Origin of the sequence: Trichlorobacter lovleyi, from assembly GCF_015239775.1 — a bacterium.
In the GTDB taxonomy this organism is placed as follows: Bacteria; Desulfobacterota; Desulfuromonadia; order Geobacterales; family Pseudopelobacteraceae; genus Trichlorobacter; species Trichlorobacter lovleyi_B.
The window spans coordinates 1,430,575-1,457,500 of sequence record NZ_CP058409.1 but is presented as its reverse complement, the minus strand read 5'-3'; the positions used below and the strand labels follow the sequence as shown (position 1 = coordinate 1,457,500).

Sequence of the window (26,926 nt, the reverse complement as noted above, 5' to 3'; positions counted from 1 at the left end):
GAATCATCAATCAGGTATCGTTCCGGGTTCTTCACATCCGGCCAGGGCATACTCCTCCCCAGATCACGGGGGTCGGTAATCACACCGTTCAGCCCCGAGGCGGCAGCAGTTTCCGGCGAGCAGAGGTACACCCTGTCGTCCTTGGTACCACTGCGCCCGGGAAAGTTACGGGGGAACGTCCTCAAAGAAACCTGCCCGCTCCCCGGCGCCTGCCCCATGCCAATACACCCCAGACAGCCGGACTGGTGGATATTGACACCAGCCATCAACAACATCAGCACGCCCCCCTGCTGGGCCACATTTTCCAGTACCTGGCGGCTCCCCGGATTGGCATGGAACGAAACCCCCGGTGCAATCCTCCTGCCCTCTAACATACGGCAAACCGTCATCAGGTCACGGAAGGATGAATTGACCGAGCTGCCTACAATAACCTGATCAACCTTGACTCCTGCGACATCCCTTACCGGCACCACCTTGTCAGGCGATGATGGGCAGGCAATCAGGGGTTCCAGTGCAGAAAGATCGATTTCATCATACTCATCATAGAGCGCCTCGTCATCAGCTGCCAACGGCTGCCAGCTATCCCCCCGCCCCTGGGCCAGCAGAAACTCCCGGGTCCTTTCATCTGACGGGAAGATGCTGGAGGTGGCGCCCAGTTCGGCCCCCATATTGCCAATGGTAGCCCGATCCGTTGCAGACAGGGTGGCTACACCAGGTCCATAATACTCAATAACCTTGCCTACGCCCCCTTTAACCGTATGTCTGCGTAGCATTTCAAGCACCACATCCTTACCTGAAACCCAGGGATTCAGTTGACCGGTCAGCTTGACACCAAACACCTTGGGGCACGGCAGACTAAAGGGGTGACCTGCCATGGCAAGGGCAACGTCCAGACCTCCGGCGCCGATAGCGAGCATGGAAAGGCCGGCGGCAGTCGGCGTATGGGAATCTGCCCCCAACAGGGTCAGACCGGGCACTCCGAAACGCTCAAGGTGGACCTGATGGGAGATGCCGTTACCCGGCTTGGACAGATGCACACCAAAACGCTGGGCCGCGCTGGCAAGAAAGGCATGATCGTCGGCATTCTTGTAATCGGTTTGCAGCAGGTTATGATCAATATACTGGGCAGCAAGCCCCACCTCGACCCGTGGCAATCCCATCGCAATGAACTCCAGCATCGCCATGGTGCCGGTAGCATCCTGCAGCAGGGTATGGTCGATCTTGATGGAAATTTCGCTGCCTGGCTTTAACGCCCCTTCAGCCAGGTGTGCTTCCAGAATTTTGGTGGTCAGATTCTTAGCCATGGATCGCCTCCTTATGGACATCCAGCGCCGCCTCCTTCAAGGCCTCGCTCAGGGTAGGATGGGCATGGAACTGCATTCCCAGATCCCGGGCAGTGCCCATAAAACTCATGGCCGTTACCGCCTCGGCGATCATATCTGAGGCACGGGGGCCAACAATATGTATCCCCAGCAGCCGGTCAGTTTCTGCGTGAGCCAGCACCTTAACGAACCCCTCTGTTTCATCCATGGCCCGCGCACGCCCATTGCCAAGAAAGTTGAATTTGCCCGATTTATACGAAACCGAGTCTTCCTTCAACTGCTCCTCAGTCAGGCCCACCGAGGCCCCTTCCGGCCAGGTATAGACCACGCCGGGCAGATAGTCGTACTCAACAACGGCGGCCTTGCCCTGCATCCGCTCCACACAAACCACCCCCTCCTCGGAGGCCTTGTGTGCCAGCATCGGACCGGGGACAAGGTCTCCAATGGCATAGACACCTGCACAGGTGGTTTGATAGTTCTCATCCACCTTGATCCTGCCGGTCTGGTCACAGGCTATCCCCAACGCTTCAACGCCCAGCCCGGCCAGCAGCGGTCTACGGCCAATGGCCACCAGCAGGCGGTCACAATCGACTTCGCCACTTTCAGTACCGGAGCCGTACTGAATCATCCCCTTGCTCCCCAGGCGGCGCAGGCCGGTCACCTTGGTATTCAGACGGAACTCGATCCCCTGCTTCTTCAATGCACGCTGCAGATAGTCGGCCACGCTACGATCGCTTGAAGGAATGATCCCCGGCAACGCCTCCATGACCGTGACCCGAGCCCCCAGCCGACGCCAGACAGAACCGAGCTCAAGCCCGATATACCCGCCACCTGCTACAACCAGATGATCAGGCACCTGATCAAAGGCAAGTGCCTCCCGGGCAGAGACCACCAGTTCACCATCAAAAGGGATGCCTGGAAGTGGAATCGGCTCGCTACCGGTTGCCAGCAACACCCTGGGGGCCCGCAACAACTGCGGAACCTCCACCGGTTGCTGATCTCCATTGGGGAAGTTCAAATGAAAGGCCTGTTCCACCGCCACCTGCTGCAGACCTGCCTCATCCACCCCCTTCAGGCTGGCTGTACCGCTCAGCAGCCTGATCTTGTTTTTCTTGAACAGATAGGCCACACCATCGGTCAACTTCTTGATCACGTCATCCTTGCGGGCCAGCATGGCAGCCAGGTTCAGGCGTGGCGGGTCAATCTCAATCCCATGCAGGGCAAACTTGTCCCGCGCCAGGGCAAAATGTTCACTGGAGTCAAGCAAGGCCTTGCTGGGGATGCAGCCTTCATTCAGACAGACGCCACCCAGCGTGGCCCGTTTTTCCACCACCGCCACCTTCATACCCAGCTGACTGGCCCGAATGGCTGCCACATATCCACCCGGACCGGCACCGATCACAATCAGATCAAACTGTTCAGACATACACTGCCTCCTGCAAACAAAGTAGATTCAAGGATTTGCCAAAAACTGCCCCATCAGAATCGCCACCAGAACGATAATCGGCACAGCAATCCAGACGATACGCCAGGAACGCTGGGGAGCCGGCGCCGGCCATGCAACAGAGCTGAAGGCGAACTGTGTTCCACGGTCGGCCTGCCACTCCAGATTCCACAGCAGGCCGGCCATCAGGTACAGAAATGAAGAAGCAACAATATTTGATGTCCAGGTCAGCGGATAGTACCCATCCCGGATCCAGATATAGAGATCATAGGACCAGCTGGCCGTAAAAAACCAGCAGCACAGAGCCACATAGAACGCCTGCCAGGACTCCCAACGCCTGAAAACCCGGTACAGCACCGCCACACTCCAGGGGGCAGTGGCGTAGGTCAAGGCCGACATAAAGAAGGCATCCACATAATCCCAGGTGGGATCTCCGGTGTACGGTGCCATCACCATGAAACCGACAGTGGCAACCAGGGCCGTTGCCAACTTCCATGGTTCGATCAGCAATAGCCAATAGTTACGCTGCAGCAACGTGAACCGGGAGGGAGTACGGACAACCAGGCCCACCGCCACAAGACACAAATACAACCACCCGGCTGTATACCAGTGCATAACCGTCATGGCACTACGGCAACCCTTCAAGCCAGGCTCTGTCCTCAACCCGCGCTTTTATCAACGTCAGGAAAGCGGCTGCCTCCCGGCCATCGATGATACGTTGGTCATAGGACAGGGCCAGGTACATCATCGGCCGGATCACGACCCGGCCATTCCGTGCCACCGGCCGATCCTGGGTGGCATGCATCCCCAAACCACTACTCTGGAGCGGACTGATAAGCGGGGTGGAGAGCAGGGCACCATAGCTAGCGCCATTGCTGATGGTAAAGGTCCCGTCTTCCAGCCCGGCACTGCCAAGCCGGTTGTTAGTGGCCTTCTGTGCTAAGCCGGTGATCTCCAGATCAATCTCCCGTAACCCCAGTTGAGCTGCATCACGCAGCACCGGCACCACCTGCCCTTGTTCCCCCAACATCGCAATGCCCAGATGAACAAACGGCTGATAGACAATCTCATCGCCATCAATCCGCGCATTAAATGCCGGATAGGACTGTAGCGCCTCAACCGTGGCCCTGACAAAGAACGGCATCAAACCGACCGGTGTACCTGCCCGTTTATGCTGTGTGCGCACGGTCTGCAACGCCCCCAGATCAACCTCATCAAAGGTAGTCAGCCTATCGGCCTGGTGACGGGCCTGCAGCTGACATGCAGAGATCCGTTTGCGTAGCGGAAAGATCCGTATCTGTTCTTCACCCGGTACAGGCTGTGGATCAGGCCGGAGTTCGGGGGCAATATCTGGGCTTTGATCGCCAGCCGGCTGAGCGGACTGACAACTGCCTGAAGCACGATACAGAGGTGTTTCCTCAGATTTAACCAACAGCGCCTGCGGAGCAGCCGGCGGGGCTGAGACTGGAGGTTCCGCCGCATCAGCCCGATTCAGATCATCCATCAGGATCCGCCCGCCAGGGCCGCTACCGGCCAGTTGCGCAGCAGTTCGACCTTGCTGCCGCAGCGCCTGCCGCACTGCCGGAGAGGTGGGTGCATCCTCTGAGCCAGCCGCCCCTGTTGCCGGAACCGCCAGTTGATCCTCTGTCTGCGGATCCGTCTCGACAATCTGACCGATCACACTACCCACCGGCAGGATTGTGCCAGCCTGAACGCCAATGACCAAACGACCGGAAGCCTCTGCGTAGATATCCAGGGTGATCTTACCGGTCTCAATTTCACAGAGTACATCATCCTTCAGAATCAAGCTGCCGGCCGGTTTGTGCCATTTTGCCAGCAACGCCTCAACCACAGACTCGCCTTCTGTCGGGATACGGATCTCCATCACGCGGCTCCTACTGCGGTCTGGTCTGTACAAACAGGCTGTCTTCATACAGCGTCAGCCCCTGCTGTTCAGCCACTCCCTTGAAATAGTCCACCAGATCAAATCCGTTGATGGTCTTTTGTGCTGCCAGCTGCTGCTGGATGACATCCCGCCGCACCAGGGAACGGGTGCCATTACTGAAGCTTTTGGCTGCGACCGAGCCGGAAATGACCGGTACTGCCAAAGGGCGCTCAGCGGCAAACAACTTGACCAGATCAGTCCCGAAAGGAGGTTCCACCACGATCTCCCAGCTGTCTCGGTCTCCAGGCACCGTATGCAGACGCCCGGCCTGCAGGGGGGCCGGTTGCTGCCCAGGGCCGGGATACAGCTGACTGACCTCGTTTTTCGTATTGATACCGAACAGGTACACGTACAGCGGCTTGGCAACCTGCATCAGAAACTGGACCTTTTCACCGGCCCGGTAGACCTGATAGCGATCCCCCTTGGTGGTATTCAACTTCACCGCCTGCTGGCTGGCCTGGCCAGCCACATCCGCCACCGCAGCCAGGGTGCCGGCGGTCTGGTTGGCCGTACTGTAAGGGATCATACTCCGCTCAAAGGTCTCATCGGCGCTCCCCAACACCCCTCCCTTCAGATTTTTGAGGGTTATGGCAACCGTGACCCTGCCGCTTCCTTCAAGGTAGTACCCCTCCAGTACCGCATCAGCTCCGCTGAACAGGGCTGCACTGGTTTCCAGGTTCTGCACCTGTTTCGCCTTGGCGGCCAAACCGCGGGTATTTGAGAGAGAACGGGTTACCGGTTGTTCTTCCAGCACCTCAAACTGCTGGCTGTTGACCAGGTAGCTCCGGACCTTGGCAGTCACATACTCGGAAAACTCGCTTGCGTAACGGTTCCTGCGTTCAACCACCGGGCTGATAAAGACCTTCAGGCCATTCTTGCTCCCACCCACCTTTTGCACCAGCCGCTTCAAGCGGCTGTCCATCGATTCACTGAAACTCTCTTTGGGCAGCCTGTTTAGTGCCAGTGCAGCTGCAAGGCTCTTACAGCTGCTGCTGTCTTTTGCCGGGCAGTATTTGACAAAAATCCTCAACCGGTCGCCGTCGCGCTGATAACTGGCCCCCACCACCTGATCCGCCTGCTCCATGAAATCAGTAAAACTGAAGCCGGCAGACGAAAGGGCACTTTCCAGCTCATTCACCAGAAAGGCTGAGAGGTTTGAGGTTTCGCCACTGACACTATCCTTGACATTGGCCTTATCCAGATACAGCTTCCCGGCAGAACCGGACTTCTCCTTCAACTCAGTTGCCACACCGGCTGCCAGTTCCTTCAATGAGCCGGGCTCAGTGGACCAGAAGCCATGCGACGAAACCGGAATCAGCAAACACCAGACAAAGAGTACAACTGTCAGTAAGTAATGATGTAGCATGTACGCCTCACTTTATCCCGATTGGAAAGTCTAAACCGATCAGAGCCTTTTGCGGTATCTGTTCATACCCCCACTTTTTCATGGTTAGCTCCGGTAGGGTTTCTTCCACGAACAGGGCCAGATTGGTGATGGTAATACGCCCGGACCTGTTGGCGGCAGCCCCCTGCAGCCCCTGCAGCAGGATAAAACTGAAGACACCATGCCCCTGATGTCCTTCCAGGGCGACCTGATCGCGGGAACTTGCAGCCAAGGTCGCCCTGCCAACACTGCGAGCCAACTTGTTCAGGGCAGCGTGTTCAGCGCTGGTCTGCCCCGCCATCCCTTCGCTGAATGCCCCGCTGCTGCAGGTATCGATCAGGAACAGACTCCTCGTGGCCTTGATCGAACTGATGTACTGCTTGAAATCATGCATTGATATCCCTTGGCGGGCAAGAGACGCTCCATTATTGAGACGGAAATCTGCCGGAAGAAAATAGTACATGCCGTCAAGCTCATCAGTCAGGCCATGACCAGCCAGAAAGAGCACAAACACATCTCCCCGCTCTACCTTGGCGCTGATCTCTGCAAAGACCTGCTCCAAGCCCTGTCTGGTCACCTGCTGGTCAGAGAGGCGATAGACAGCAACTCCGGCAAAGAGTTTTTGGGCCTTTTCGGCAACCAGTTTTGCCACGTTATCCGCATCATTGACCGAGTACTTAAGCCCCAGTGTCCTTTCCTGATAGCTGTTCACCGCAATGGTCAGCAGATGCAGCCGCGGCTTGGCCGGTTCCGGAGCATTATAGCGCACGACAATCCGGCTGCGTTCAGACTCAATGCTGTTGGCCCGGTTGAACGCCATCAGCTCAATCTGGTTCTCACCGGCAGCCAGGGTAACGACCCGCTCAAAGCTGATGCAGTCACCTTTCCTGTCTTTCGCAAGCGCAACCAGCCCCCGGTTCGACTGTTCAAAGACGATCGGCATCTTGTTGAGATAAAGGGTTACATCACCAAGACCACCACCGGCATCACACAGCTCTGCCTGCAACCGCATGTCACGCAGACCGGTTACGCCTGAGGACGTTAAAAACCTTACCTTGGGCGGCATTGTTGCCGCCGTGACCAGACTGGCCAGCGCCGTCTTCGGTTCAGCCTGCTGCGGTTCGGCCTCCACAGTCGGCGGCAGCTCAGTTTCCTGCTCCGCTTCATCAACCGGCTCTGCCGGTTGATGCGGCAGTCGCCCGGCATCCCCCTGGTGCATGCCGGCACGCACCGTTTCAGCAGCCAAGAGCCCCTTCTGCTCTGCAGCCGCCTGTTCCTGGGCCGGCCTGACTTGCCGTTCCTGAGCGTCCTGCTGTCCCCCGGTCCGCGTTCCCTGATCTGTCTGTTTTTTCAGGGCCGCGGCCGGCACCAGGTGACTGTCAGGCACAGCCAGGGCCATCCGGCCGTCGGCCCGTATCTGCAAGCGTTGCAGGTACGGGTTAAGGTCTTCACCGGCAATGGCCCTGTCCAGCAGATCAGGCCGATACAGCAGATCAAACATACGCTCTGCACCAACCATGACTGCAGCCTGCTCAGCACCGCGGTTCATCTGGAAACCGATCAAGTTCTCCGAACCGCCGCCATGATCAAAAAAACCGTCCAGGGTCCAGATAATCCAGCGTTTCCTGTCCGGGTGCGGAAAAAGGGCAAAACGTTCTTTGCCGTCCAGCATGCGAAACCAACGGATACTGCCATCATCCAGCGCCGCGACTAACGTACTGTCATCGGCCGACAAGGCAACATCCCAGGCCGTAAACGGCGTCCTGCTCTTCCAAAGGAGTGCCCCCTTGGCGGAATAGGCGCGGATGAAGTGACTGGTACCCAGGACAAACCCTTTCTCGTCATGACGGATTGCCAGACTCTGGCTCCGTTCCAGAGGGATAAATCCAGCCAGAGGGACGCGATTCAGCAGCGGCTGAGCCCCTCCCTGCCAGTGCTGGACATCAAGCCCTTCTGCGGTAAAGCGGTGGGGCAGCAGGTTCTCCATCGAAGGATGTACCGTCACCAGACGCCGCTTTTTCAGGTCAAACCTGGCTGGCGCCTGACCGTTCCGCTCGTAGCTGAACAACACGGAAGCCGCATCGGCCGAAATCCGGAACAGGTCATGGTTCTTCTGAAAGTCCGCAGTTGCCAGAAGATGAAAATACGCCGGCTGGCGTTCCAGCATGGCAAGGTTACGCAACCCCGGTTTCTTCCCCCGCCCCACCCCTGTTGCAGGCAGAACCGTGGTGCTGCCCTCAGGCGTCAGCAGCCCGAAGCCGGTCAAGCGGGAGACAACGGCCAGTGCTCCATCCTGCAACGGAAGGAGCTGGGTAATGCCGCTCTTGCTCGGCAGCAGCACCAGTTCCTGAGGACGGCGCTGTTCACTGGACCAGCTTACCAGCAGCTTGCGCCCATCCTCGGACTTGAGGTTTCCGGCAGCCAGAATCTGTTTGCCGTCACGGGACCAGGCCACACTGAAGAAACGTCCACCGGGACGTTGCAGTACGCTCTCAAACCTGCCGTCTGCCGCTGTACGCAGTTCAACTTGATGACCATCGCCGTAAACCAAGGCCAGATAGCTGTTGTCAGGTGAAAGGGCCATGGAGAGTAATTTAGTCCGTTCCTCAGTCTGCACGGCATACACCCGCCCTCCGTCAGGAGTATAGCGCCGGAGCTGCCCCTGGTCACTACCGGCCAGCAATCCCCCCTTCTGGTCAAATAACAGACCGAAACAGGTGCCGTTAAGGGATGCATCAAACATCAGCCGTTTACCGTCTGAGACCCTGACCAGATAGACCCCCCCGGAGCTGTGCAGACCGACTGCCAGGTTCTTGCCGTCCGGCGAGAACGCAAGCCGCTTGAGCGGTTTGGGAAACCCGGTTAGCCGCTGACGCATCTCGCCATTGGACGTGTCAAACAGATAGACCGAGTAACTGCCGTCCCAACTTACCCCGGTCCAGCCGGCAGCTGCGACCAGCCTGCCATCGGGGCTAAGGGCGACGGCATGCAGCATTCCCTCGCTCCCTGCTGCAATCGGCGGTCTGATGGTCCTGAGCAGCCTGCCGCTGGCAGTTTCCCAGAGTTTTACCGTCTTATCAGCCGAGGCGGTGGCCAGTAGGGCGCCATCACCACTGGCAGATACATCCATAATCTTGGCGCTGTGCAGATCAGTTTGAATCCTGATGGTTGGCGTAAGCGGAGGCTGTCCTGCATGGACCGGCATCCAGGGCAGTGCAAAACAGAGGCATATCAGCAGAATAAGCAGGCGGTTCATCTGATCTCCCCGGTAGCGGTCTCATACTAACTGGCAGACAGTATACCAGCTTCGGCAGTGATTGCAGCAGCCAGAAATGAAAAAGCGGAGCACAGGGCTCCGCTTTTTCATGATCCGATCGCAATCTGCCAACAGGCGGCCTACTTGAGAAACTCCCGTCCAAAGGGAGACATCTGCCGCAGGCGGGCAATGATCGGAGGCATCTCTTTAATAACAGCATCAATCTCGGCATCGGTGGTGTAGCGTGAAAGCGAGAAACGGATCGAGCCGTGGGCGCAGGTGAACGGCACGCCCATGGCGCGCAGCACGTGGGACGGTTCCAGAGAACCGGAGGTACAGGCGCTGCCGGAAGAGGCACAAACCCCCAGCTCTGACAGGAGCAGCAGGATCGCCTCACCTTCCACAAATTCAAAGGCGATCGACGTGGTATTCGGTAGACGCTCTGCACCGCCGCCGTTAATACGGGCATGGGGAATGGCAGCCATCAGCGCGTTCTCCAGGCGTTCACACTTGGCCTTGACCGTCGTGTTCTCCGCCTCCATAAACTCGCCGGCCAGCTGGCAGGCCTTGCCCAGCGCAATGATGGCAGCGGCATTCTCGGTACCGGCACGGCGGCTCTTTTCCTGGTGGCCGCCAACCATCAACGGACGAAACGGTGTGCCTTTACGGACATACAGCGCACCGATCCCCTTGGGAGCATGCAGTTTGTGTCCGGACAGGGAGAGCATGTCGATCTTTGAGTCAGCCATGTTGATCGGGATCTTACCCACTGCCTGGACTGCATCGGTGTGAAACTGGGCGCCGTTTTTCTTGGCAATGGCAGCCGCCTCTTCAACCGGAAAGATGACACCGGTCTCATTGTTGGCCCACATAAAGGAGACAATCGCGGTATCGTCGTCAATCGCCTTCCTGTATTCATCCATGTCCAGACGACCTGCGCCGTCCACCCCGATCTCGGTAACCCGGTAGCCTTTGGCAGTCAGGTTGCGGCATTGGGTCAGCACAGCCGGATGTTCAACCCGGCTGGTGATGATATGACGACGGTCCGGCAGCACCTCAAGGGCAGAACGGATCGCGGTATTATCACTCTCGGTGCCGCAGGCGGTAAAGATGATCTCCCCCGGCGAGGCCCCCAACAGGTCAGCCACCCGTTTACGAGCCTCGGTCACCTTGCTCTGCACCTGTCCACCGAAGTAGTGCATGGAGCTTGGGTTACCATACAGCTCGCAGAAATACGGTTTCATCTCCTCAAAGACCGCTTCATCCACCTTGGTGGTGGCGTTATTGTCCAGATAGATCTCTTTCATGCCGAGACCTCCTGCACGTGTAGCCCTTCATACACCAGCTCCCGCAGTTTCATTTCCACAAACTTGGCGGTATTGCCTGAGGAGGCACAACCGGCACAGGCCTTGCGGAAGGCGATCTGGACATGGTCGCCATCAATATCAATCAGCTCGAGGTCACCGCCGTCGGCCCGCAGCATGGGGCGGATATCCCGCTCCAGCACTTCCTGCACCAGTTGCATCTTCTTCAGATTGGAGAGCTTGGGCTTGGCAGCGGCCTCCTTGGCCTGCCCCAGCACCTCGGCAATCAGTTCCTTGATCTTGGGGATACAGCTACCGCAGGCCCCGCCGGCCTTCGTGAAGTTGGTGACCTGTTCCGAGGTGGTCAGATGGTTGTCGGCAATCACCTTCTTCAGGAAGGCATCGGTGATACCGAAGCATTTGCAGACCAGTGTTCCCTCGTAGTCGGGATAGGCATGGCCGTGGTCATGCTCGGCATCATGATCAGGCACTTCAAGGCCGCGGTATTTGAAGATGGCAACCTCAAGCGCTTCCTGCCCCATCACGGAGCAATGCATCTTCTCTTCCGGCAGCCCGCCCAAAAATTCGGCAATATCCTGATTGCTGACCGCTAACGCCTCATCAAGGGTCTTGCCTTTCACCATCTCGGTCAGGGCCGAGGAAGAAGCAATGGCACTGGCGCAGCCAAAGGTCTGGAATTTTGCATCAACAATCTTTTCCTTGTTCTCATCCAGTTTCAGATACAGCTTCAGGGCATCACCACAGGCCAGACTGCCTACTTCACCCACAGCATCAGCATCAGCTATATCGCCCACATTGCGGGGGTTGAGAAAATGATCTTTTACTTTTGGTGTGTAATCCCACATCTGTCATGTTCCTCCAGTTTCAGTTTTTAGTTCAGAATAAATGCCTTGCCTGCCGCCATGACCTCGGCCAGGCGCGCCTCGGAAGAGGCCTCGCCGTAGAGGCGAACCACCGGTTCAGTGCCGGATTTACGGAACAGCATCCAGGAACCGTCCGACAGGATCAGCTTGACCCCATCAAGGGTACTTACCTCTGCTACTGCAGAGCCGGCAATCTCTTTGGGTACTGCCGCCACCTTGGCGGGATAGGCGGCTTCCAGTTCCGGGGAGAGCTTCAGGTTATCACGGCGGGTAACAAACCTGCCAACCTCAGCATACATCCGCTCAAGCAATTCCCGTACCGTCTTGCCCTCGCGGGCCACCATTTCAGCCACCAGAAAGCAGGCCAGGATACCATCCTTCTCAGGCACATGGCCTTTTATGGTGAGTCCGGCACTTTCTTCACCACCAATCACGATCTTGTCCTGGGCAATCAATTCGCCGATATATTTAAAGCCGACCGGTGTCTCATAAACAGGCACACCATGTTTTTTTGCCACGGCATCAACAAAATGAGAAGTTGCCACACTGCGAGCCACACCGCCGGAAAGCTTGCGGACACGGATCAGATAATCCAGCAGCAGGGCAATAATATAGTTGGGTTCAATATAGGTACCGTCGGCATCCAGAATGCCGAAACGATCAGCATCCCCGTCAGTGGCCAGTCCCAGACGGATGGTGGGATCATTCTTCACCAGCGCGATAAAGTCCGGAATATGCGCCTCGGACGGCTCCGGCGGTTGCCCGCCAAAGTACGGATCAAGATGGTCGTTGATAATGGCGTAAGGGATACCGAGACTCTTGAGCGGTGCGTCCAGATAGCCGCGGGCCGTACCATAGAGCGGGTTCAATCCCAACTTGCCGATGGTCTTGAGGGCATCAAAATCGACCTTCTGTTCCAGGGCGGACAGATAGGCACTATGGGGATCAATCACCTCCAGCAGGCCACGCCGTTTGGCCTCTTCAAGAGAGAGTTCACTGTAGCAGAAATCTCCCATCATCTCATTGGCACGGCGTTCAATCTGCTTGGTGGTCTCCGGCAAGGCCGGTCCGCCCCAGGACGGAGAGAATTTAATGCCATTATATTCAGGAGGATTGTGGCTGGCCGTAAAGTTGATTCCGCCGGCAGCGCCACGACGCAGAATTTCAAAGGCAATCACCGGTGTTGGGACATCCCGGCTGCACAGCAGCGCCTTGATCCCTGCACCTGCCAGCACTGCAGCAGCTTCCTCCGTGAATCTCTTCCCCATGAAACGGGTATCACAACCGACAATCACACCGTTACCGGCTTCACCAGAGTCCTTCAGGTAGTCGGCAATGGCCTGGGTTACAATCTTGACATTCTCAAAGGTAAAATCTTCGCACAAGATTCCCCGCCACCCGGAAGTGCCGAACGCGATGTGAGCCATGATCCCTCCCTGCATGAGAAAATAAGACAGCTTTTATCTTGTTAGGCTACTATAGTGCAGGATCAGCGTCAAGTCAAACGGCACCCCACAACTGCTGCCCGATATATTTTTATAGACAGTTGGTGCAGTTTTTGGTATTGACTTTTTCTTTTCATAATTGCTACAGTTTAATTCCAGTTGAGCTGAATCACTTTGAGGAGGATGAAGTATGCAGTGTCAAACCGTGCTTCCCGGTACCGAGTGTACCTTCATGGCAAAGAGCGGATGTGTATTCCCTGATGGTTCCTGCCAGACCGTAGTAGAAAATTGTGAAGGATGTGAACGTATTGTTGATGGCAGCATCGGCCAGGTTTGTGGCGCATATCCGGCGCCTGCCAAGAAGTGGGCCAACGGCATCTGCAACTTCGCTACCCACGTCAAGGTTGAAATCAAGGTGGAAGACCTCAAGGTCAACCCGCTCAAAGCCTCCAAGAAGGCCTCTGGCGGCAAGAAGAAGTAACTTCATCCATACAGGCACTAAAAAGGGAAGCTCAGCGCTTCCCTTTTTTTGTACATACTCCCGGAGACAACCATGTCCTTCACCAGTCTCACCTGCCCATCCTGCGGGGCAGCGGTCAGACAATACCGCAACCCGTTTCCCACGGTGGATATTATTATTGAACTGGACAACTCAATCGTCCTGATCAAACGTAAAAATCCACCCCATGGCTGGGCCTTGCCGGGTGGATTCGTCGACTACGGGGAGTCTCTTGAGGCCGCAGCCATCAGGGAGGCTCAGGAGGAGACGGGACTGGCAATCCAGAACCTGCGTCTGCTCGGCTGTTACTCCGATCCGGCGCGGGATGAGCGGATGCATACCATCACAACCGTCTTCATCGCGCAGGCAACCGGGACCCCCCAGGCTGCTGACGATGCTGCAGAGCTGGCCCTGTTTTCGCCTGACGAGTTACCCTCCCCGCTTTGCTTTGACCATGCCGGAATATTGGCTGATTACCGTTCCTTCAGGGCTTCGTGCCCTTGCAGCAGCCCGCCGATACATTTTTGACGTAACACCTTCAGGGCCTGGTCAGCAGGAAGCGGACGGCTGATCAGAAAACCCTGTACCTGGTCGCAGTTGTTATCCCGCAAGAAATCCATCTGCTGTTCCGTCTCAACCCCTTCGGCAATCACCTTCAGATTCAGACTGCTCCCCATGGCAATAATGGCAGAGGCAATTGCGGCATCGGTGGTGTTGTTCTCGACATCCCGCACAAATGACTTGTCTATTTTCAGGGTATTGACACTAAAGCGTTTCAGGTGCGCAAGGGATGAATAGCCGGTCCCGAAATCATCAATCGAGATATGGATACCGAGTCCGGTGATCTCATTCAGTACCTCCACCGCATAATCAGGGTTTTGCATGATCACACTCTCGGTAATCTCAAACTCAAGCAGCTCACCCGGCATGCCTGTCTCATCAAGAATTCCACGGACCGTTTCCACCAAACGGCTGTGCTGCAACTGGTAGCCGGAGAGATTGACCGCCACCCGCAGGCCATGTATCCCCTCCTGGCGCCAGAGCATATTCTGGCGACAGGCCTCCCGCAACACCCATTCACCGAGCTCGACAATCAGACCGCTCTCCTCGGCCAGCTGGATAAACTCGGTTGGTGACAGCAGGCCAAGCTCCGGATGCTGCCAGCGCACCAGTGCCTCGGTGGCAACAATACAGTCGCTTGAGACATCCAGCTTGGGCTGGTAATAAAGCCGGAACTCTCCGCGGTCCAGTCCGCGCCGCATGGAGTTGGCAATGGTAAAACGACGGGAGGCGTTCTGATCCATGCCGTCATTGTAGAACTGGACATTGTTCCGCCCCAGTGCCTTGGCATGATACATGGCGATATCCGCCTTCTGCATCATGATCTCGACATCGTCCTCATCATCGGGATAGACACAGACACCGCCGCTGGTGGTCACAAACAACTCATGGCTGCGGATCATAAACGGCTGGGCAAGCTCCTGAAGCAGCTTGTCATTCATGGCGACAATATCGGATCGATCAGCCACATTCAGCATCAGCACAACGAACTCATCACCACCGATCCGGGCAATGGTATCGGTCTCACGGTAGCAGAGCTTCAGGCGTTGGGCGATCATCCTCAGCAGATCATCCCCCACCGCATGTCCCAACGTATCATTGATAATCTTGAAACGATCCATATCCAGAAACAACAAGGCAAAGCGGGAGTTCATCCGATGGGCAAGGGCGCGGGCCTGCTGCAGTCGATCATGCAGCAGTATCCGGTTGGGCAGACCGGTCAGCACGTCATGGTGGGCCAGCTTGATCAGTTCACGCTGGGCCAGATTCCGTTCCGTAATATCGTGACAGACCCCCCAGATGACCTGGTCCGGCACCTCACTGCAGCAGATGGAGAGACTCACCTCCAGATCCAGGGCCCTGCCGGCGACCGGAGAAAGCAGGCGCATCTCGAAGTGACCGGCATCTATCCGCCGTGTCACTTTCTCAAACTGGCGCGCCAGCAACCCCTTACCCTCCTCATCAGTCAGACTGAACAGGTTGACACCGTCGGGTAGCGTCTCTAACGGGCCGATCATATCCTGCCCGACCTGATTCAGATACAACAGGGTTCCATCCTGGCGGCTGCAGAAAATCAGATCGTGGGCCGTGGCAATAAAGCCGGTCAAGGCCTCTTCACTTTGTTTGACCTTCTGATGGTCCGAGCGGATCTTACCCATCAGGAAGGCGCCAAAGAATGAAACCACCGTGTTAACCCCGGCAACCCAGAGCCACATCAACAGTTCAAACAGGATACTGGGGCTTTCCTCCTCCATAAACGGCATCCTGACCGTTGCGATAAAATCGAGCTGTTCAGCCGCGAGCAGTACCCCGTAAAGCACTGCGCCGATCAGACCGATGCCCCAGACCTCGCGCTTCTTTTCAAACAGGAAGGCCGATTCCAGCGAGACCAGCAGGTAAGCCGGCCAAAGCCAGCTGACAACACCGCCGCTCCAGTGTATTGCTGCAGTCACAAACAAGAGATCAAGCAGCACCTGCAGATAGATCACCAGGCGGCAGTTTCTCCAGACACTGCAGGGGAGCGACACCATAGGAAAGGCCACGGCAAAGAAGATTGCCGTGGCCTTGAGAGAAACGCTCCATTGTTCAAGATGGAAGATCGGCAGGTCAATGTCCGGCGCCAGGAACAGTTCTGCCAGCAGCACGTAACAGAATAATGCCGCCAGCATGGCCCAGCGCAGTTTGACCATCAAGGATACCCGGACACACTGCTCCGCCAGCCGCTCTCCGATAGAGCGGTTCCGGCCATCCGGCTGGATCAGCTGTGACAGCGAATCAAACCAGGCCGGGCTGGACTGAGCAGATTGATCCTGAGAGGGCAAGGAGGTCATAAAGGGTAGAATACCGGTTGGGGGGCGGCAGGGATCAGTCCAAGTTCAGCCGCATAGGCGTAAAAACGTTCGAGCCCAGCCAGGTGTGCCGCATCAAGCTGATAGGTAATCGCATGACGCCAGTAGTCTGCCAGCGCCTCCACGCCGACCCAGGCGGACTCCGGCGCCCGTGCAGCCAGCAGCTCGGCGTCCGGCTCAATCCGCTCACGGGCCTGCTCCAGCAGCTGGCTGAAGTGAGTTAGCGCACGTTCCTTTCCCTTGGCTGAAGTCCGGTTGATTAACCAGAGGGCAAAGACAAAAGGCAGGCCGGTCAAGGTATTCCACTCCTGTCCCAGGTCATAACAGTGGACAGCGGCTCTGTCAGATGCCGCCTGCAAAGCGCGGTCGCCGATCAGCAGCAGCCCCGGAGACTGCTGCAACGCTTCCTGCCACGGCAGGGAGGTGGTTTGCAAGGAACAGCCGGTCACCCCCCAGCGCTTTGCCAGCAATATCTGCAACAGGACAACTGACGTTGCCGATTCACTGGTCACCAGCAGTTGCTCTCCAGCCAACTCCTCCACCGGGCGGCTGGTAAACAGCAGCACGCTTTTCACCGGACCAACGGAACCGATACAATGCCCCGGTAAGATGGCATAGTCATCTGCATGGCGGGAAAACTCAATTGACGAAGAGATACAGATATCAATCTCTCCCTCTGCCAGCCTGGCATTCAGCGTTGCCGGCACACCATGTACAATAGCCGTGGTCTCACCCGGCAGTTTATCTTCCAATTGCATAAAAAGCGGCGTGCAGTTGGCATAGTCTATCCGTCCGATTTTCAACATCAGTTCACGCTCTTGTAAAGTGAGTCCGGTTCAAGGGTTAGCACCCTGACCTGTTCTTTGGCAAGGATCTCGCCGGTTGCCTTCCAGAGCTGGGTGATGGCATTGGCATAGGCAACCTGAGCCTTGATCTGGTTATTTTTGGCAGTAGCCAGGTCATTTTCCACATCAAGCACATCCTTGTTGGTGGCAAGCCCGACCTCAGCCTTGCGTACAAAGGCCCGTAACCGCTCTTCGGCAAAAGCCCGTCCCCGGTCTGCCACATCAAGCTGTTTGTAGTTCGCCTCAATCGCCCGTACTGCCGAGCGGACCTCATTGGCAATCAGCTCTTCCTGGTTTCTGATCTGCAGGGCAGACTGATCAAGCTTCAAACGGTTCTTGCGGTATTCATTCTCTGCAGCCTGATTGCCCAAAGGGTAGCTGAAGGCCAGACCGACCCCCCAGGCGGGATAGGTACCGGAAGAGAGACGGTCAAGATCCCGCGGATAGGTGGCACCAAGACCGGCTGTTGCAGCAGAGGCAGAGAGTAACAGGTCAGGACGGGTCCGGTTGCCGGACACCCTGGTTTGCAGCTCAAGCAGTTCCAGATTACGCTTCAGCTCTTTCAGCTCCGGCCGGTTGTTCAGGGCACGTTTGATCTCAGCCTGTTCAGACACCTCATAACGCCCCTTTGAGGGCACCTCAACGGTTTCAACCCCTTGCCCCTGGGCCGGTTGAAGCTGCAGCAGCTGCACCAGCACATCGACCTGGTCCTGCACTGCCCGCTCAGCGTCAATCAGCTCCTTTTCACGGCTGGCCACACCAAACTCAGCATTCAGGATTTCCATGGCAGGCATGACACCGGCCTTAACCCTGGCCTGGGTTTCACTCAAAATACGGCGGGCCAGATCAAGGGAGACCTTCCTGACAGCCAGCTCCTCCCGTAGGCTGTAGAGCTTATAGTACTCGGTCCGCACCTGGGCCACCACACTGATCAGCTTGGTATTCAGCTTTTCCAGAGAGGCATCTTTCGTCAGGCGGGCAGTATCAATGGTCAGTTCAGTGGGTTCACGGCCAAAGTTCTTCAGCAAGGGTTGGTTCAGGGTCAGCCCAAGACTTGATTGCCAGTAGGAGGACAATCCGCTTGAGGCCGAGGTTACATCAGAGGAGAGATAATTGTTGTTGAACCCCAGTGCGGCAGTGGCTCCACTGGGTAGCAGCTGGCTGATACCGCCATTCAGCTGGGTACTCCGGTTCCAGTATCTGCCTGCAGGCAGGCTGGCAGAGTAGGATGTAGTGTCGTTGTAGCTGGTCTGCAGGGTAAGGGCCGGATTGTAGATCCCGCGGCTTTTCTGATATTCTGCCTCCTGCTGGGCAGGGTTGTATAACTCCACCCGCAGATCAAGATTTTTCTCAACAGCCATTTTTACAGCATCAGCCATGGTCAACCGAACCGGTTCAGCCCGCAGTTCAGTCACCGCACCAAAACCCAACACCAGCACTACGACCAGAAGGTTCTTCACAACCGCACCCCACACCACGCAGCTTGTCGCCCTGTCATGCCAACTCCAATTCAAGGGCGATAGCAAGGCGGCAAGCAGCTTGGCGACGCAGTCGCACACCCGGTGCGTTGAGGGGCCAAAGACGAAGCAGCGAAGATAGGGCCTTGTAGTGGAATCGGAATAAAACGCAAAAAGGCGGGATATGCATCCCGCCCTCCTTATAGCACACCTGAAGGCTGTTTTACACATCCTTGTCTTCGACATAATCAGCGTAATCATCAGCCGACATCAGGGTCTTCAGCTCATCCCGGTCCTCCAGCTCCAACTCAAGCAGCCAGCCGCCGTCATAGGGATCATCATTCAGCAGTGCGGGGGTGTCCACGGCCTCCTCGTTCACCGCCAGCACCGTTCCGGTCACAGGAGCATACAGTTCTGCCACGGTCTTGCGGGCCTCAACGGAACCCATCGAGTCCTCCTGCTCCACCTGATCACCTTCGTCCGGCAGCTCTACTGCGGCAATGGTACCCAGCTCTTCCTGGGCAAAGTCGGTGATCCCCACCACGGCCCGGTTTCCTTCGATTCTCAGCCAGACATGTTCCTTGGAATATTTCAGCTCTTCCGGAAATTCCATACCCTACTCCAGCACAATCCTGTCAAGGAATGACGTATCAACATTACCCTCAATAAAATCCTTGTTGGTCATGATCCGTTTATGGAAGAAGATCGTGGTCTTGATCCCTTCAATAATATACTCGTCCAGGGCACGGGCCATACGGCGGATCGCATCTTCGCGTGTCTCGGCATGCACAATCAGCTTGCCGATCATTGAGTCGTAGTGGGGCACCACGTTATACTGGTCATACACAAATGAGTCCACCCGCACGCCAAGGCCGCCGGGCTGATGGTAGGCGGTGATCTTACCGGGGCAGGGAGTGAACTTGAACGGATCTTCAGCGTTGATCCGGCACTCAATGGCGTGACCGGTGATCTTGATATCCTCCTGTGTGTAACGCAGCGGCAGACCGGCAGCAGAACGGATCTGCTCACGAATCAGGTCAACTCCGGTGATCATCTCGGTGACCGGATGTTCCACCTGAATCCGGGTATTCATCTCCATGAAATAGAACTCGCCGCTCTTGTCCAGCAGGAACTCAACCGTACCGACACTGGAGTAATTGACCGCCTTGGCAGCCTTGATCGCTGCATCCCCCATCGCCTTGCGGGTTTCGGGAGTCAGGACCGGACAGGGGGCCTCTTCAATGATCTTCTGGTGGCGGCGCTGGATGGAGCAATCCCGCTCCCCCAGATGAATGCAGTTGCCGTGTTTGTCAGCCAGCACCTGTATCTCGACATGGCGCGGCTCAACACAGTATTTTTCAATATAGACATCAGGGTTGCCGAAACCTGCCTGAGCCTCCGCCTTGGCCGTAGCGTAGGCGTTGGCAAGGGTGGCCTGGGAATGGACAATCTTCATGCCCCGCCCGCCGCCACCGGCAGTGGCCTTGATGATGACCGGGAAGCCGATCTGCTTGGCGATTTTGACCGCCTCGTCAACCGTCTTCACGTTCTCCTTGGTGCCGGGCAGGATCGGTACACCATGCTCGATCACCGCCTGACGGGCCGAGATTTTATCACCCATGACCCGCATACTCTCAGCGGAGGGGCCGATAAAGGTAATGCCACACTGCTCGCAGATCTCGGCGAACTTGGCGTTTTCAGACAGAAAACCGTAGCCGGGGTGAATTGCCTCGGCATCGGTCAGTTCAGCAGCACTGATGATGGCATTGATATTCAGGTAGCTCTGGCTGCTGGGGGCCGGACCGATACAGACCGATTCATCGGCCAGCTTGACATGCAGCGAATCAGCATCGGCAGTGGAATAGACCGCTACCGTCTTGATCCCCAGTTCCTTACAGGCCCGGATAACCCGAATGGCGATCTCGCCGCGATTGGCGATGAGTATTTTATGGAACATTACCTACTCCTAGATCTTTTCAATAACAAAGAGGGGCTGACCGAACTCAACCGGCTGGGCATTTTCAACACAGACCTTGACGATTTTGCACTTGAACTCAGCCTCGATCTCGTTGAACAGCTTCATCGCCTCAACCAGACAGAGCACGTGTCCCTTCTCGACAACCTGTCCCGCTTCAACAAACGGTGCTGCCTCAGGAGAGGCGGCACGGTAGAAGGTACCAACTATCGGTGAGTTGATGGTCTCTCCAGCCAGCTCTGCAGCCGGCGCAGCAGCAGGAGCAGCACCTGCCGCAACAGCAGGAGCCGGAGCAGCCACGGCTGCAGGGGCAGGCATATAGGCGGGGGCAGCAGCCATCTGTACGATCTCGGTCCGCTGGCCGCGTTTGATCACGATCTTCTCTTCAGCGTTGTCCATCTCAAATTCAGTAATGTCGGTCTCGGTGATCATCTTTATCAACTGCTTCAGGTCTTTCACTTCCATGTCTATTCTCCTTCTCTTGGTATCTGCAATAAAATGAGTTCTACACAATGACAAGCTGTTTTGACACCTTGGTCAGCAGGCGGCAGCCATCTGCCGTGACCGCCACCGTGTCTTCAATCCGTACGCCCCCCAAACCGGGGACGTAGATACCCGGTTCAATGGTAATGACCATTCCTTCCTCGATAACAGCCTCACTGCGCGGTGAAACAACCGGTTTTTCATGGACGTCAAGCCCGACACCATGTCCCAGTCCATGACCGAAATAATCGCCAAACCCCGCTGCCTTGATATGGTCACGAGCCTGCGCATCAAGCTCACGGCAGCTGATTCCCGGTTTAACCGCGGCAATGGCACGGTCATGGGCCTCCAGGACGGTCTGATAGATCCGTTGCTGCCGTTCACCAATCGAACCAACGGCTACCGTCACCGTCTCATCCGAATGGTAGCCGTTTTGCACAGCTCCGAAATCGATGGTGACCAGTTCACCGGCCTGAATGGTCTTGTCCGAGGCCCGGCCATGGGGCATCGCCCCCCGCACACCGGAAGCCACGATAAAATCGAAACCGCGGCCATCTGCCCCCCGACGACGCATCTCGAACTCAAGCTGCAGGGCAAACTCGTCTTCCCGGATACCTGGCTGTAACAGCGGCAACACTGACTCAAGCGAAGCGGAAGCAAGACCGGCAACCTGCTCCAGCAACCTCAGCTCACTGGCATCCTTGCAGGTACGTACCGCATCAAGCTCCTGGCCAAGCCCTACCAGGGTCACGCCCGGCAATCGCGCTGCCAGCCCCTGGTGGTTGGAAACCGTGGTGTGGGCGGCCTCAAAGCCAAGCCGGCATCCCCCGCTCTGACGTACCAGATCAGCAATCCCCTCCTGGCGCTGGGCCTGTTCAATCACCTGCAGACCGGCGACCTCCTGGGCTGCCTGCACGGTGTAACGGGAATCACACAGAAACCAGCCCCCCTCCGGCGAAAGAAGCAACGCACCTTCAGAGCCGCTGAAGCCGGACAGGTAGCGCAGGTTGACCGGGTGTTCAATCAGCAGCAGGTCAAGATCATGGGTTTCAAAGAACGGCATCAGCCTTTGGCGTCTGCTTTTTAGCATAACTGAAAGCGACCCCTCAACCGAATTCTCACGAAGTTGGCAAGTTTCCAAGAGCTTCCTAGACTAATTTTTAATATGATTAAAAAGCGCGCGCAGTCCAAGCAGATAACTGTCCAGGCCAAAACCGCAGATCTGACCCAGGGCAAGGGGTGCCAGAAAACTATGGTGGCGAAACTCTTCCCTGCGGTGGATATTGGAAAGGTGGACCTCCACAAAGGGAAGTCCGATTGCCGCCAGGGCGTCGCGCAAGGCAACACTGGTATGGGTGTAGGCAGCCGGGTTGATCAGAATGCCGTCATACTTTTCCGGTGCCTGCTGAATCGCATCCACCAGGGCACCCTCGCTGTTTGACTGAAAAAAGCCGAGGTCCGATTCAAATTCAGCCCCCAGCGCCTCCAGCGCCCCGTTGATATCGTCAAGGGAAAGGGTACCGTATATTTCAGGCTCCCGTTTACCCAGCAGGTTCAGGTTCGGACCGTGCACCACCAGAATCCGCATGACTAACCCACCGCCTCAACCAGTTCCAGTGCCTTGGCGCGCAACAGATAGCGTGCCTTGCCCAAATTTCCTTCCTTGGACAGCACAAAGGCGGCAAAAAACTCGTCATTCAACACCCGGATGATCATGCGCGAATTGGCGGTGGTGATGGTGATCTCCTCCATCTCCCCTGCCCCCACCACCTCAATGGTGCGACGGATCTCCTTGATGACCGTGCCATACTCAACCGCCATGGTCTGGACATCAAAGCCGGCTGCTCCCTGCTGCACCTCATCGATGGCAATGCAGTCGTACCCCATCAGCATCACGGCGAAGGCACCTTCAACCTGCTCCAGCATTGAGGTCAACTGTTCTCTTAACGACATACCCGTAACCTCCGGATGTTCTCAAGCCATCCTTCCAGAACTGTCACTACGGCCTGTTGATCAGCAGCGCCCTCTGACGGCAGGTTCACCGGCGCCGAAGCCAGATCGGCAGCCACAACGGCAGCCTGGCCGGCTTCTGTTTCAGTTGCTGCCTCCGCACGTTCCAACTCCGCAAGCCGGTCGGCTGCCTCCTGGTTCCCGGGATCGGTGGCAACAATCCTGCGATAGATCTCAACGGCCTTGTCAGTAAATCCCTGCGAAACGTACAGTTCTGCCAGAGTCGCTGTGGTCAGCGGGTCCTGCTCAGCAGGTGGTGCAACCGCTGCAGCAAGTTTCTGTTCAGGCAGTGCCCAGACCGCCTCCAGCTCCGACGTCGGCTGAAGTGCATCAGAAACACCTGACCAGGGGTTTTCCACAACAGCAGCAGCAGCCGGCATTGCCGGAACAACCGGGGTAACCGGCTGACCGGCCTCCTCCAGTTCCTCAAGGATATCCGCCTCAGTCAATTCAATCAGCTCAAGCTCATCATCATGGGGCAGCTCAGTCAACCGGCGCTGCAATGATTCCAGCTCAATACGTGCCGTTTCTTCCCCCGGACAGAAATCGAGCAGGGTTTGAAGCGCCTGACATGCTGCCTGTGTCTGGCCCGATTCGGCATAGAGCCGCGCCAGCAGACGCTGTGCTTCGGCATGATCCGGCACCGCAGATGCGACCGCCTCAAGGGCGCGGCGGCATTCATCGATCAGCCCTTTCTGATGGCAGGCCCGCGCCAGCGCCATCTGGCCGGCCACGTAACCTGGATATCTGGCAACACCGGCCCGTGAAACCGCCAGGGCATCATCCAGCAGACCGGCCCGCAGATACACCTCGGCAAGGGGGGCAAAACAGTAAGAGGCCGGATCGCTCTTCAAGCGCTCCTCATACCTCTTGATCTCACTCCAGAAGGACTCCGTTGACGACTGCATAGGCGCCTTTACCTCCCTGAGCAACAGGCTTCGGCCAGCTGGGCCGGGGTAAACTGATGGAATACATAGGAGCCGATACCGCGATTGCAGACATACTGCAGGGTACCGGAACGGTTCTTCTTATCTTTGGCAAGGGATGTAATCAGATCTTCTGTGGCCACGGTCGGGGCATCTGTCGGCAAGCCGACCTGCTGTATCAGTGTGGTAATCCGCTCGACATCACCGACGCTGCAGTAGCCTTCACGCTGTGACAGCTGTGCCGCCTGTACCATACCGATGGCAACCGCTTCGCCATGCACCAGATCGCGGTAGCCGGACAGGGTTTCAAAGGCATGTCCCAGGGTATGGCCGTAATTCAGCACGGCCCGCAGACCGCCTTCGCGCTCATCCTGTTCAACCACCCAGGCCTTGATTTCGCAGCAGCGGGCAATCACCCGCCCCAGGAGCTGAGGATCGCGCTTCAGCAGGCCATCCACCTTTGCCTCCAGCAGGGCAAACAGTTCAGCGTCAAGCACGGCACCGTATTTGATCACTTCGGCCAGTCCGGCCCGGTAATGACGCTCAGAAAGGGTCTTCAGGGTGCTGACATCGGACAGAACCAGGTGGGGCTGATAAAAGGCGCCGATCAGGTTCTTGCCCAGAGGATGGTCAATCCCGGTCTTGCCGCCAACACTGCTGTCCACCTGGGCCAGCAACGTGGTAGGCACCTGCACAAACGGGATGCCGCGCAGAAAGGTGGCCGCTGCAAACCCGGCCAGATCACCGACAACCCCGCCACCAAGGGCAACAATAAAGGAACGGCGATCCAGACCTGCCTCAAGCAGCCGGTCATAGACACTGTTGAGGGTTGCGCCGGTCTTGAACTCTTCACCGTCAGGGATCTCTATCACCACCGGGGTAAAACCGGCCTGCTGCAGCGAACCGGTAACCACCCCGGCATACAACGGGGCAACCGTTGGATTGGTAACCACGGCAGCAGCCCCTGCCAGTCCCACGGCCTTGCAGGCAGCACCGATACCGGCCAGCAGCTCTTCGCCGATGCCGATATCGTAGGAATGTGAATCAAGCTGGATCGTGATGGTTTTCACAATACTCCTGAACGCTTTTCAGCGTAAAATGCAAGGATTTCAGCGGCAACATCTTCCAATGTTTTCCCGGTGGTGTCAATTCTTATGTCGGCATCGGCATAAAACGGCTCACGTTCCGTCATAATCCGCTCAATCCGTGCCTCAAGCGCCTCGTCACCCTTCAGCAGAGGCCGGTCGTCAGCCCGGGCCAAACGCCCGGCCAGCACCGGCACCGTTGCGGTCAGGTTTACCACCAGACCGCCGGCATGCAACAGCCTGCGGTTAGCCTCGCGGATCACCACACCGCCACCGGTTGAAAGTATGATGCCGTGTTGGCCGACCAGCGTTGCAAGCAGCGCGGTCTCACGCTCCCGGAAGGCAGCCTCGCCCTCCTCAGCAAAGATCTGATTGATGCTCTTGCCTGCCTGCTCAACCAGCAGGGCATCAAGATCCTGAAACCGGTAGCCCAGCCGCGCAGCCAGCAACTGCCCCACACTGGTCTTGCCGCTCCCCATCGGGCCGGTCAGGATGATCGACTCAGGCATCAGAAATTCCGCAGACCAGCCAGATAGCTGTCACGGTTACGACGGATCTCGTCCAGCGAATCGCCACCGAACTTCTCCAGCAGGGCCTGGGCCAGCTCAATCGCCACCACCGCCTCGGCCACCACCAGGGCGGCGGGTACGGCGCAGGTATCGGAGCGCTCCACCGACGCCTCATACGGTTCATGGGTGGCAATATCCACTGACTGCAACGGTGTGTACAGGGTTGGAATCGGCTTCATGGCAGCCCGCACCACCAGCGGTTCACCATTGGTCATACCACCTTCCAGACCGCCGGCATGGTTGCTGGGGCGCTGGTACGGGGTCAACTCACCCTGCTGCAGCCGGGCCGGATTCCAGGTGATCTCGTCATGCACCTTGGAACCGGGACGGCGGGCAGCCTCAAACCCCAGACCGATCTCCACCCCTTTGATGGCCTGGATACTCATCAGTGCCATGGCCAGACGGGCATCCAGCTTGCGATCCCACTGCACATGGCTCCCCAGGCCGGGGGGCAGCCCCAGCACCTGGACTTCAACCACACCACCCAGGGTATCACCAATTGATTTGGTGTGATCGATCAGCCGTTTCATATCCAGCTCGGCAGCCGGATCACAGCAGAACATTTCTGAAGCAGCGGCCTGAGCCCACTGTTGCGGATACGGTTCCGCAGAAGGCTTCGCCGCCACACCGCCAACCTCCACCACCACACCGCCAATCCGGATATCCAGGGCATGCAGCAGCCCACGGGCCACCGCACCTACCGCCACCCGCACGGCGGTCTCACGGGCACTGGAGCGTTCCAGAATATTACGCACATCACGGTGGCCGTACTTCATGGCACCGCACAGGTCGGCATGCCCCGGGCGGGGACGGGTCACCGCCTCAGCCTGACCTTCATGCTCGGCCAGGGGTGACATCTTCTCCAGCCAGTTTTCCCAATCCCGGTTCTTGACCACCAGCGTCACGGGGGAGCCCAGAGTCTTGCCCCAACGGACACCGGACAGGATATCGGCCCGGTCCCGCTCAATCTTCATCCGGTCACCCCGGCCATAGCCCTGCTGACGGCGGGCAAGCTGCAGATCAAGCATCTCCGGAGAGATCTCCAGACCGGCGGGCAGACCTTCAATAATGGCAGTCAACTGGGGTCCGTGGGACTCGCCAGCGGTAATGTAGCGCATAATAAGCCGTCTCCTACTGTGAGATAATGCGCGGAAGATTACCATTCCAGCCGGTCAAGGGCAAGC

Annotated in this window: 24 protein-coding genes (1 of these 24 cut by a window edge); 2 read left to right on the top strand and 22 right to left on the bottom strand. The window is 57.3% G+C overall.

Going from position 1 to position 26,926, the window contains the following annotated elements; genetic code table 11:
• The 9 genes from FY034_RS06680 to FY034_RS06640 all read right to left on the bottom strand — a co-directional run.
• A protein-coding gene (locus FY034_RS06680) for an aconitate hydratase (RefSeq protein WP_265554620.1) crosses the window boundary here: on the bottom strand, positions 1–1,304 show its 5' portion. The gene continues 637 nt to the left of window position 1, outside the view; the window shows 1,304 of its 1,941 coding nt (coding positions 1–1,304); it begins with the start codon at positions 1,302–1,304; the stop codon falls past the left edge of the window.
• Positions 1,297–2,748 (bottom strand): dihydrolipoyl dehydrogenase, encoded by a 1,452-nt coding sequence (gene lpdA, locus FY034_RS06675; protein WP_265554619.1) that lies wholly within the window; start codon positions 2,746–2,748, stop codon positions 1,297–1,299. The genes FY034_RS06680 and lpdA overlap by 8 nt, the downstream gene beginning before the upstream one ends.
• A 27-nt stretch (positions 2,749–2,775) precedes the next feature.
• Positions 2,776–3,351 (bottom strand): hypothetical protein, encoded by a 576-nt coding sequence (locus FY034_RS06670; protein WP_265554617.1) that lies wholly within the window; start codon positions 3,349–3,351, stop codon positions 2,776–2,778.
• 43 nt (positions 3,352–3,394) lie between these two features.
• Complete coding sequence (locus FY034_RS06665) at positions 3,395–4,651, bottom strand: 2-oxo acid dehydrogenase subunit E2 (RefSeq protein ID WP_265554616.1); 1,257 nt, start codon at positions 4,649–4,651, stop codon at positions 3,395–3,397.
• Positions 4,652–4,661: 10 nt separating this feature from the next.
• Complete coding sequence (locus tag FY034_RS06660; RefSeq protein ID WP_265554615.1) at positions 4,662–6,077, bottom strand: DUF4384 domain-containing protein; 1,416 nt, start codon at positions 6,075–6,077, stop codon at positions 4,662–4,664.
• Positions 6,078–6,084: 7 nt separating this feature from the next.
• Positions 6,085–9,351, bottom strand: coding sequence for a caspase family protein (locus FY034_RS06655; protein WP_265554614.1), 3,267 nt, complete (start codon positions 9,349–9,351; stop codon positions 6,085–6,087).
• 140 nt (positions 9,352–9,491) lie between these two features.
• A complete protein-coding gene (nifS, locus tag FY034_RS06650; RefSeq protein ID WP_265554612.1) occupies positions 9,492–10,658 on the bottom strand; it encodes a cysteine desulfurase NifS in 1,167 nt (388 codons plus the stop codon).
• The gene (gene nifU, locus FY034_RS06645) at positions 10,655–11,521 is read right to left on the bottom strand and encodes a Fe-S cluster assembly protein NifU (RefSeq protein ID WP_265554610.1); all 867 of its coding nucleotides are present in this window, start codon (positions 11,519–11,521) and stop codon (positions 10,655–10,657) included. Before nifU ends, nifS begins: the two co-directional genes overlap by 4 nt.
• 26 nt (positions 11,522–11,547) lie before the next feature.
• Positions 11,548–12,966, bottom strand: a complete 1,419-nt coding sequence (locus tag FY034_RS06640) for a phosphoglucomutase/phosphomannomutase family protein (RefSeq protein WP_265554608.1) — start codon at positions 12,964–12,966, stop codon at positions 11,548–11,550.
• A 208-nt stretch (positions 12,967–13,174) separates the two neighbouring features.
• On the opposite strand from FY034_RS06640, the gene FY034_RS06635 reads away from it, so the two are divergent.
• Complete coding sequence (locus FY034_RS06635) at positions 13,175–13,465, top strand: PxxKW family cysteine-rich protein (RefSeq protein ID WP_012469662.1); 291 nt, start codon at positions 13,175–13,177, stop codon at positions 13,463–13,465.
• Between the two features lie 72 nt (positions 13,466–13,537).
• Complete coding sequence (locus FY034_RS06630) at positions 13,538–14,011, top strand: NUDIX hydrolase (RefSeq protein ID WP_265554607.1); 474 nt, start codon at positions 13,538–13,540, stop codon at positions 14,009–14,011.
• Here the strand turns inward: FY034_RS06630 and FY034_RS06625 are convergent.
• The 13 genes from FY034_RS06625 to aroC form a co-directional block, all read right to left on the bottom strand.
• Entirely contained in the window at positions 13,957–16,374 is a 2,418-nt protein-coding gene (locus FY034_RS06625; RefSeq protein ID WP_265554606.1) for a putative bifunctional diguanylate cyclase/phosphodiesterase, read from the bottom strand. The two genes, FY034_RS06630 and FY034_RS06625, sit on opposite strands and share 55 nt — an antisense overlap.
• A complete protein-coding gene (locus FY034_RS06620; protein WP_265554604.1) occupies positions 16,371–17,198 on the bottom strand; it encodes a menaquinone biosynthesis protein in 828 nt (275 codons plus the stop codon). The genes FY034_RS06625 and FY034_RS06620 overlap by 4 nt, the downstream gene beginning before the upstream one ends.
• Complete coding sequence (locus FY034_RS06615) at positions 17,198–18,697, bottom strand: TolC family protein (RefSeq protein ID WP_265554603.1); 1,500 nt, start codon at positions 18,695–18,697, stop codon at positions 17,198–17,200. Before FY034_RS06615 ends, FY034_RS06620 begins: the two co-directional genes overlap by 1 nt.
• Before the next feature lie 220 nt (positions 18,698–18,917).
• Entirely contained in the window at positions 18,918–19,307 is a 390-nt protein-coding gene (gene gcvH / locus FY034_RS06610; protein WP_265554602.1) for a glycine cleavage system protein GcvH, read from the bottom strand.
• A gap of 3 nt (positions 19,308–19,310) precedes the next feature.
• Positions 19,311–20,651: an acetyl-CoA carboxylase biotin carboxylase subunit gene (gene accC, locus FY034_RS06605; protein WP_265554601.1), complete on the bottom strand. Its 1,341-nt coding sequence runs from the start codon at positions 20,649–20,651 to the stop codon at positions 19,311–19,313.
• Between the two features lie 9 nt (positions 20,652–20,660).
• The gene (gene accB / locus FY034_RS06600) at positions 20,661–21,134 is read right to left on the bottom strand and encodes an acetyl-CoA carboxylase biotin carboxyl carrier protein (RefSeq protein ID WP_265554599.1); all 474 of its coding nucleotides are present in this window, start codon (positions 21,132–21,134) and stop codon (positions 20,661–20,663) included.
• A 40-nt stretch (positions 21,135–21,174) separates the two neighbouring features.
• On the bottom strand, positions 21,175–22,242 hold the full coding sequence (locus FY034_RS06595) for a M24 family metallopeptidase (protein WP_265554597.1): 1,068 nt from the start codon (positions 22,240–22,242) through the stop codon (positions 21,175–21,177).
• A gap of 63 nt (positions 22,243–22,305) precedes the next feature.
• A complete protein-coding gene (aroQ, locus tag FY034_RS06590) occupies positions 22,306–22,740 on the bottom strand; it encodes a type II 3-dehydroquinate dehydratase (RefSeq protein WP_265554596.1) in 435 nt (144 codons plus the stop codon).
• 2 nt (positions 22,741–22,742) lie between these two features.
• On the bottom strand, positions 22,743–23,105 hold the full coding sequence (locus FY034_RS06585) for a roadblock/LC7 domain-containing protein (RefSeq protein WP_012469652.1): 363 nt from the start codon (positions 23,103–23,105) through the stop codon (positions 22,743–22,745).
• Positions 23,096–24,070, bottom strand: a complete 975-nt coding sequence (locus FY034_RS06580) for a tetratricopeptide repeat protein (RefSeq protein ID WP_265554595.1) — start codon at positions 24,068–24,070, stop codon at positions 23,096–23,098. The genes FY034_RS06585 and FY034_RS06580 overlap by 10 nt, the downstream gene beginning before the upstream one ends.
• A gap of 8 nt (positions 24,071–24,078) precedes the next feature.
• Entirely contained in the window at positions 24,079–25,158 is a 1,080-nt protein-coding gene (gene aroB, locus FY034_RS06575) for a 3-dehydroquinate synthase (protein ID WP_265554593.1), read from the bottom strand.
• Positions 25,155–25,682: a shikimate kinase gene (locus FY034_RS06570; RefSeq protein ID WP_265554592.1), complete on the bottom strand. Its 528-nt coding sequence runs from the start codon at positions 25,680–25,682 to the stop codon at positions 25,155–25,157. The genes aroB and FY034_RS06570 overlap by 4 nt, the downstream gene beginning before the upstream one ends.
• Positions 25,682–26,863: a chorismate synthase gene (gene aroC / locus FY034_RS06565; RefSeq protein ID WP_322573241.1), complete on the bottom strand. Its 1,182-nt coding sequence runs from the start codon at positions 26,861–26,863 to the stop codon at positions 25,682–25,684. Before aroC ends, FY034_RS06570 begins: the two co-directional genes overlap by 1 nt.
• Positions 26,864–26,926 lie beyond the last annotated feature (63 nt).